6 protein-coding genes are annotated in these 8,587 nt (G+C 56.2%); 4 read left to right on the top strand and 2 right to left on the bottom strand.

Annotation, left to right across the window (positions count from 1 at the left end; all coding sequences use genetic code 11):
- The 4 genes from WC488_03555 to WC488_03540 form a co-directional block, all read left to right on the top strand.
- A partial coding sequence (locus WC488_03555; protein MFA5077478.1) for a DUF2070 family protein occupies positions 1-1,687 on the top strand: 1,687 nt, incomplete at its 5' end.
- A 15-nt stretch (positions 1,688-1,702) separates the two neighbouring features.
- Positions 1,703-2,797 carry a tyrosine--tRNA ligase gene (locus tag WC488_03550; GenBank protein ID MFA5077477.1) on the top strand — a complete coding sequence of 365 codons (1,095 nt, stop codon included), beginning with the start codon at positions 1,703-1,705 and terminating at the stop codon, positions 2,795-2,797.
- Positions 2,798-2,837: 40 nt separating this feature from the next.
- A complete protein-coding gene (locus tag WC488_03545) occupies positions 2,838-5,084 on the top strand; it encodes a hypothetical protein (GenBank protein MFA5077476.1) in 2,247 nt (748 codons plus the stop codon).
- A gap of 60 nt (positions 5,085-5,144) precedes the next feature.
- On the top strand, positions 5,145-7,100 hold the full coding sequence (locus tag WC488_03540; protein MFA5077475.1) for a hypothetical protein: 1,956 nt from the start codon (positions 5,145-5,147) through the stop codon (positions 7,098-7,100).
- Positions 7,101-7,154: 54 nt separating this feature from the next.
- Here the strand turns inward: WC488_03540 and WC488_03535 are convergent, their stop codons facing one another.
- Entirely contained in the window at positions 7,155-7,865 is a 711-nt protein-coding gene (locus WC488_03535; protein MFA5077474.1) for an MTAP family purine nucleoside phosphorylase, read from the bottom strand.
- Positions 7,866-7,907: 42 nt separating this feature from the next.
- The coding region (locus WC488_03530) for an N-glycosylase/DNA lyase (GenBank protein ID MFA5077473.1) at positions 7,908-8,587 on the bottom strand (680 nt) is incomplete at its 5' end.

The following is an 8,587-nucleotide window of genomic DNA, read 5'->3' as shown; positions in this document are numbered from 1 at the left end:
AATCGGAATCCTTTTCGGAACCCTGGCGTTCATACTCCCGCTTGGGGGCCAACCGGCGCTCGAAGGGGTTTTCCAGGGCGCGCTCGAAGGGCTTTTCCTCCTCTCAATACCCGCGATACTCACCTCCCTGCTCATAAAGCTCATGATACGCAGAATCCCGTTCAGGCGCATACTCGCGGCTTCCCTGGCAGGCCAGGTAATATACGCGCTCGCCTACTTCGCATACTCATTTCTCATCAGCTCCGCGTTCCCCTACCGCGAGGCAGTGGTGTTTTTCGCGGCCTCGCTCGCGTTCGCGGTGTGGTTCATAATCGCGCGCTTCGTTTTCGTGCTCAGGTGGCGCTCCTTCCTCTTCGCATCCCTCCAGGTCATCATATACGGATTCTTCCTCATAACCGGAACCACGGTCGCTGTTTCCGGGGCCCCGCTGCTCATAATAGGGAAGTTCTTCCTCGCCTCGGCGTTGTTCCTCGGGTTCGTCTACCTGTTCTTCATGATAGTGAACGCGCCCATGAAGCGGAATTTCGGGCTTAATACATTAGACGCGGTTTCCCTTTTCCTGGCGCACTGGTTCTACGAATCCAAGGACATAGAGACCGAATTCGAGCGCGTGGGCGAGGAGGCCGAGACACTCCTTTCCGCATTCATATTCAAGAGGAAAGAAGACACGCACGCGTTCCTGGTCCCCTACGTGCACTACGGCCCGTTCGGCTCCCTGGGAGGCAGCAACTATTCCTTCCTCATTTCCGATGAAATAGAAAAGAAATACGGGCTTAAATCATTCGTGTTCCACGGGACGGTGACTCACGACCTCAACCCGGTCGCTTCAAGCGAGATGGAAAAGATAGTTTCCGCCTTCGACGCGGAATACGCGAAATGCAAGCCCTCGCGGTCATCCGTTTCGCTCTCGCGCGGATTCTGCGGAGAGTGTTTCTCTGAATCCCTCCTCTTCAAAGGCTGCGCATTCTCAGGAATTTCGCGCGCGCCCCACACCACCGAGGACGTGAATTTCGGCCTCGGGCTCGCGATAATGGCCGATGCCGAGAAGCATGTCCCGATGGTTTCCGTGGTTGACCAGCACAACGCCGAAACCGGGGACATCACCAGCTTCGAGCCAGGAAGCCCGGTCGGCTTCAGGTACATGCGCGCGGTTTCGGATTCGCTTTCCAGAAAAACGCCGGGACTTGCGCTCAGCGCAGGATTCTCGCACAGATCCCTCGCAATCCCCCAGCTCGGGCTCGCAGGGATAAAAGTCGCGGTTTTTTCCACAAAGCCGTTTTACGCGATAATACTGGTAGATTCGAACGGCGTGAAGCCCGAGACGCGGGAATCCATAATGCGGGCCGCAAGCGAAGCCGCGAAGGAAAGGAAAATCAATCTGGAAGCTGGCGTGTACACAACAGACACGCACTCAGTGAACAGGGTGCGCGGGGTCCTCAATCCGCTGGAAGGGGAAGCCGCGCTCCTCGAAGCGGTGCGCGAATCCGTGCTCGAAGCTCTTGACGACATGCAACCTGCCTCGTTCTGCGCCTTCAAGACCCAGTTCGCGATAAACGTGTTCGGGGCCAAGCAGAGCATAGAGATAGTTTCAACCGTAAATGCGATAGTCGCGGTCGCGAAGATAGCCGCGCCAATCATAATAATAGGAAGCATAATATCCATACTCTGGATACTCTCTAAAGTATGAGCTCACGGTGTTGAAATGGACTTGGAAAAGCGAGTGGATTTGGTGTGCAGGCCCCCCACCGAGGAGGTGGTGACGCGCGAGGACGTCCTTGAAATTTTTCAGAACTACTCGCAGCCAAAACATTACATCGGCTTCGAGATTTCAGGAAAAGTGCACATAGGAAGCGGCCTGATGACCGCGCTCAAGATCCGGGATTTCATGGACGCGGGCGTAAAGCCCACCATATTCCTTGCAGATTACCACGCGTGGATAAACGGCAAGCTCGGGGGCGACCTGGAGAAAATCCAGGAAGTCGCGCTAGGATACTTCAAGCACGCGTTCATCTCGCTCGGCCTCGAGGAGGGAAAAGTGGATTACGTGCTCGCTAGCAAGCTCTACGATGATGATTATTGGAAAACCGTCCTGGACGTGGGCAGGAACGCGAGCATAAACCGCATACTCCGCACAATCACCATAATGGGCAGGAAGGAAAGCGAGGCCGCCAACGCGTCCTCCATATTCTACCCTGCGATGCAGACTGCGGACATAGCGAAGCTCGGAGTGCAGTTCGCGCACGCAGGAATGGACCAGAGGAAGGTGCACATGCTCGCGCGCGAAATCTTCCCGAAGCTAGGGAAAAAGAAATTCGCGGCCGTGCACGGCCATCTGCTCCCCGGACTGCAAGGCACTTCGAAAATGGATGTCGGCAAAAAAATCGGCTTAGAAGAAAAAATCAGCGACGACCTGATGATAGACGCGAAAATGAGCAAGAGCAACCCGAATTCGGCCATCTTCATACATGATTCCGAAGCAGAAATCAAGTCCAAAATATCCAAGGCGTTCTGCCCTGAAAAGACCGTGGAAGGGAACCCGCTCATAGAATACGCCGAGTATCTGTGCATGCGCGGCAAATCCCTCAAGATAGAGCGCCCCGCGAAATTCGGCGGCGACGCCGAGTTCGCGACTCCCGCGGAGCTCAAAACCGCCTACTCGGAAGGCAAGCTCCATCCGATGGACCTCAAAAGCGCCGTAGCAAGCGAGCTGGTAAAAACGCTCAAGCCCTCGCGCGACTATTTCGAAAAGAACCCGCACTACTTGGACCAGGTGAACTCAGCTTCCGTGACGAGGTAGTGTTTTTAAACCTAATCCCTGTAGTAAGAGCGGTGGGTACATGGATATGAGATACGTCTTCGGAGTGCTAATTCTATCCTTTCTGCTTCTCGGCTGCTTCGGCGCCCAGTCCGTGAAAGCCACGCCCATAGCTGGCGGAATCCAGGTTGCATGGGACCCGCTGAAAACAGCCGCAGGGTACAACATTTACCGCAGCACGGACGCCTCCACTGAGGGGGCGAGGATAAATTCCCAGCTCATTTCCGGGCGCTCCGATTACATAGACACCAGCGTGCTCGACGCCACCACGTACTATTACACTATTAAATGGACCGACGCGAGCGGGAGCGAGCAGTCCCTGGGCAAGGCGAGCGCCACCGCGGACGTTTCGCCTCCGGCCAACCTGAGAATCTCGCTCGCTGACGGCAAGAGCTTCACCTCCTCGGCTTCGGTGGTTCTCGCGCTTTACGCGGAAAAAGCCTCAACATGCAGGTTCTCCAACGACGCGCTCACCTGGGGCGACTGGGAGCCGTACGCGACCCAGAAGACCTGGACGCTTTCCTCAGGAGACGGGGAAAAGAGCGTCTATTACCAGTGCAGGGACTCCATCGGGAACGCCGCGCCATCGGTATCCCTCCACATAATGCTCAGCACGGTCCCGCCCAAAATCACCCTGGCCAGCCCGGCCAACGCAGGGCAGTATTCCAACACATTCGAAGTCGTTTTCACGCTTTCCAGCTCCCAGAGCGGAGCCGCAATATGCACCATGACCCTTGACGGGACCAAGAGCCAGCTCGGCCATGTTGACGTGGGAGCGGTGCGGAACACCACGCTGTCCACCACTACCGGCAGCCACACCATGGCCGTGGAATGCACGGACAACGGCCTCGCAGGGGCCGCATCAGCCGCGTTCACGACCACGGACAAGCCCGCAGTTTCGGTAAGCCTCGGAGACGGCTCCGGCTACACCAGCACCATCTCCATAAAAATGGCCGTGAACGCGCAGGGCGCTTCGGAATGCAGGTTCTCCAACGACGCGGTTTCGTGGGGCCAGTGGTCCGCATATTCGGGCACGGCACAATGGTCCCTCACCGCCGGCGACGGCCTCAAGACCGTTTACGCGCAGTGCAGGAACGCAGCCGGAGCAGTTTCGGACACCGCTTCAGACTCGATAACCCTGGACACAAGCCCCCCGCCGTACCTCCACATATCAATGAACAACGGCGCGAGATGGACGAACTCGCAGAGCGTCCTGCTCGGCCTTTACGCCTATTCCGCGTCGCGCTGCCGCTTCTCAAACGACAACGCCAACTCATGGACCGACTGGGAGCCGTACAAGACCTCGAAAGCCTGGACACTTTCAGCCGGCACAGGGCTCAAGAGTGTTTACTACACCTGCCAGAATTCCCTGGGCAACGACATCGGCGTAGTGAGCGCCCAGATAACCTACTCCTACTCCCCTCCTGTTTCTCCGACGGAAGTCAGCATAACCATAAACAGCGGGGACAGCTACACCTCCTCGCGGAACGTCCGCCTCGACCTCCGCGCGCGGAACGCTTACGAGTGCGCGCTCAGGGAATCCAACTATGACTGGGGCGCGTGGGAAGATTACGCCACGAGCAGGGATTTCACCCTCTCGAGCGGCAACGGCCCCAAGACCGTTTACTACAAATGCAGGAACGACTACGGCGAGAGCACGGCCTACAGCTCCATCTACCTGGACCAGGACCCGCCCTCTCCGCCGGCAAGCCTGGACGGCTGGACGGACGGAAGCTCAGTCTATTTGAGTTGGACCAAGTCCAGAAGCAGTTCGATTTCCAGGTATGATTTATACAGGAGTTCCCAGAGCACGGGCCTGTTCTCCAAGATAGGCTCTGCCAGCTCCACCAGCTACACTGATTCCAGGGTAAGCTCAGGGGAAACCTACAGCTACTATGCGATAGCGGTGAGCTCTGCCGGCCAGCAATCCGGCCACTCCAACACCTTCTCCATAAGCGTGGGCCCCCCTTCGCCTCCGCCGTCAGTAACAGACCTCGGCGCCCAGGTGCGCGCCGAATCCGTCTACCTTTCCTGGTCCAGGCCCTACGCGGCCCAGGTTTCGGACTATGAAATCTACAGGAGCACTTCAGGCATGGGCCTGTTTTCCTACATAGGCGCCACGCCTTCGACGCACTACTCCGACACCTCCGTCTCAAGCGGAGAGACTTACTCATACTACGTGCGCGTGCGCGACTCCTACGGCCAGCAATCCGAAAACTCGAACGTGGTTGAAGCCACAGTCGGAGGCCTCATAGGGGGAGAGACATAAATCTGCGGGGAACCCCGCATAATGGCCATATTCAAAAAGGATGAAAAAAGAGGTGGATGCATGAAAAACATATTGTTCGTTTTGCTTTTTGCAGGCCTGCTTTTGCCTGCGGCCTACGGGACCGATTACACAGTGGTTTCAATCGGCGGAAACCTCAGCTACGATGAAGACGCAGCCTACGTGGTTCTTGACGACATAGAATCCGGGAGCCACAGTGCGATAATAACCGTGCTGGACTCCGGAGGGGAAGTGCTCGCCAAGCACAAGGTTAGCGAGAAGAAGCACGTGATCGTGCAGATTGGCCGCGACCTTTTCATAAAAGTGAGCGTGAACCAGACCGCGCCAGGCTTCGCCGAGAACGCGATGTGGGCCCAGCTGGCAGTTGAAGACGCCCCGGATTCCACCCCGACCCCCACTTCCGGATACGTGATACAGATGGGCGGCGTGATTTACGAGGACTATGGCGTGCTCGCTTCTTCAGGAATTGACGCCCCGGTTCAGGCCTACGCGATACTAGACGACATAGAGCAAGGCACCATGAACGCCATCGTGTCCGTGTACAATTCCGACGACGAGCTCCTTTACCGCGACAACATAAAGCAAGGCAAGTACGTTAAGCACACGGTGGGCAACGCAACATACGCGGTAAGAATTTACCAGACTGCGGCAGGGTACACGCACAACTCCGCGTGGGCAAGGATGTCCATGGAGCAAACCTCGTCCAGGCCGGATTCCTACGAAGGAACCGCGGTCTCGGTGGGGGATTACATGCTCAGCGGAGACGGGAACATGGCAGTCTACGTGGAAGACGTTGAGGAAGGCACCAGGCAGGCAATGCTTTCCATATACTTCTCGGGCATTCTCGGCGACGGGGTAAATAATGGCGCGCTCTATTACGAGAAGATAAAGGAAGGCAGGAACGTGATACGGACCGTCAACGACATAACCTATAAGATAAAAGTGTACAAGACCGCATCCGGCTACAACCTTTCGGGCAAATGGGTCAGATTCTCCATAACGCGGCTCAGCGCAGGCCCGGCAGAGCGTGCCCAGATGGATTCCACACTCACACCAGGCAAATTGCTCAGGGCAGGAAGCGGACCTGAAAGGATTGACGACGTCTATCCTTTCTACTTCGACTTTGCGGACCTTGAGACCGGCACGAGGAACGCAATGCTGTACATCTACGACCTGGACGACAACCTCCTTTACAGCGACGAGATAAAGGAGCGCGGCTACGTGGTGAGGACAATCAACGGCTCCAACTACAAGATAGGCATCACGCAGACCGCTGCAGGATACAGCGGCAACATGGCCTGGTTCAAGTACACGCTTTCGCGGACCAACCGCAGGGCCACCCCGTACGAAGGCGAGGTCCTGGTTCCGAGAGGACTGATAAACGACTCTTCGCAAACGATAGCCGTGGGCATGTACGACCTTGAAGACGGAAGCAGGAACGCCATGCTGGCAATAATGCCTTACGAGGGGCCTGGCAGCATCGACCAGTCTGGGGTGGACGCGCCCAGGGCGTATTATTACGAGAACATGCGCGAGAACTCCCAGGCGGTGCGAGAAGTGGACGGGCAGAACTTCAGGGTGAAAATCTACCAGACAAGCCTCGGCTACCTCGGCCTTGCAACGTGGGCCAAGGTCGGAATAGCATCCACCCACACAGGGGAGACGCCCTATGTAGACGGGACCGTTTTCGCGGGCGATTACGCGTCATCCGACGACTTCCAGGTGTTTGCTGTCCTGGACGACATTGAATTGGACAGCCACGAGGCAATCCTCTCGATTTACGGGGGGGACGTTCCGAGTTCCGATGCGCTTGGGCCCCAGCAAGAGCCAGAGCTGCTATTCCAGACCAAGGCAAGGGCAGGGCAGAACGTCATCTTCGACTATGGCGGCTACACCTACACTTTGGCGGTTCTCGCGACAGCGCAGGGCTACAACGACAACGAGGCCTGGGCCAAAATGGAGATTACCGGGGGAGGCCCGGTTCCGGAAAACGCCTAGCAATATTTCCCTTTTTCATTTTTTCCTTTCTTAAATTTTTCCGTTTTTCCCAGGTCAGACTAGCCGCGCGAACTCCCTTATTATTTCATTCACGTTCCTCTCCTTCTTCGCCATCATTCCTATCACTTCCGAGTGCGTCGGAGTGTGCTTCTCTGCCCCGCAAGCGTAATTTGTGACTATGCACAGCCCTGCGCAGGGAATTTCCAGCTCGTGCAGCAGTGTAGCTTCGTACGCGTTGGTCATGCTCACTAGGTTCGCGCCCATCCTCTCCAGCGCCCTTATCTCCGCCTTTGTCTCGAATCTCGGCCCGCGCGTGGTCGCCACTATCCCGTCTTTCTTCAGCGCGATCCCGCATTCATTTGCAGCCGAGGAGAGCATCACTCTCGCTTCCTCAGCGTACGGCTCGGAAAAGTTCATGTGCCTCATGCCTTCCCTGAAGTCCTCGTAAAAGCTTATCGGGGCGTTGAACCCTATGAAATCCCTGGCGGCCACGAAATCCCCGGGCCTGAATTTCGCTATGCTCCCGCACGCGTATGTCGCCAGCACGATGGCCGTGTCCAGCTGCCTGAGCGCCCATATGTTCGCCCTGTAATTCACCATGTGCGGCGGATAGCGGTGGTCCTTCCCGTGCCGGGGTATGAAGGCGCAGTCGCTCCCGGAGATTTTCCCGACCCACACAGAGGCGAACCCGTACGGGGTGTTCACGCTCCTCTCCTCGAATTTCCCCAAAGAGTATATTCCGGTTCCGCCGATTATCCCGAGCATCCAATCACCAGCGCTTTTCCAGCTTTCGGTTTTCGATTCAGCTTATTTCAGCACTTTACCCGTCTTAAGGTACCACAGATAAAAATCCAGCTCGCCCTGCCCCATTCCGAGTTCCCTGCACAGAGCTTCGAGTTTCGCTTCCGCCTCCATATATCTTCTCCTGTTTAGGGTTTTGGGCTCTTCCCTAATCATCCGGTTCTCGCGCATGATTTTTATTATGTGCCGGTCCAGTATCGCGCAGTTGTTGAACCCGGCATTGCGCAGGAAATGGCTTGCTTCCTTCCATCCCAGCCCCTTCACATTTTCAACAAGCCATTCCCGCATCCTGTCTTCGGTTTTCAGTTTCCAGTCGAGTGCACCCGACTGTCTGTTGTGCGACACGCACAACATCAAGTTTCCAGTTCTGCCTTCGCGTTCCAGTTTCGCAAGCGTCTTTTTCAATTTCCCATAATGCTTCCTCGCCTCCACTATGTACCCGGCTCGCACATTGTAGAACCTGTACCCATTTCTTTTCAAAAAATCCCGCAGTTCATTTTCGGAAAATGCCGCGAATCCGTTTCCTATTTTTTCCTGGATTTCAATTCCTTTCGCCGCCCTTTCATTTGCAGTTAGGATGCAGAAGCACAATTCAGAAAATAGTTTCTCCTCGGAAGAGAAGTTGCGCTTGAGCTCCCGCATCCTCCTTCCCACTTCAGCGCCCACTCCGCTTTTGCGCAGTTTAT

The organism is Candidatus Micrarchaeia archaeon, from assembly GCA_041650355.1.
Classification (GTDB): Archaea; Micrarchaeota; Micrarchaeia; order Anstonellales; family Bilamarchaeaceae; genus JAHJBR01.
The sequence above is the reverse complement of the archived record's forward strand: the minus strand, read 5'-3'. Positions and strand labels throughout refer to the sequence as shown.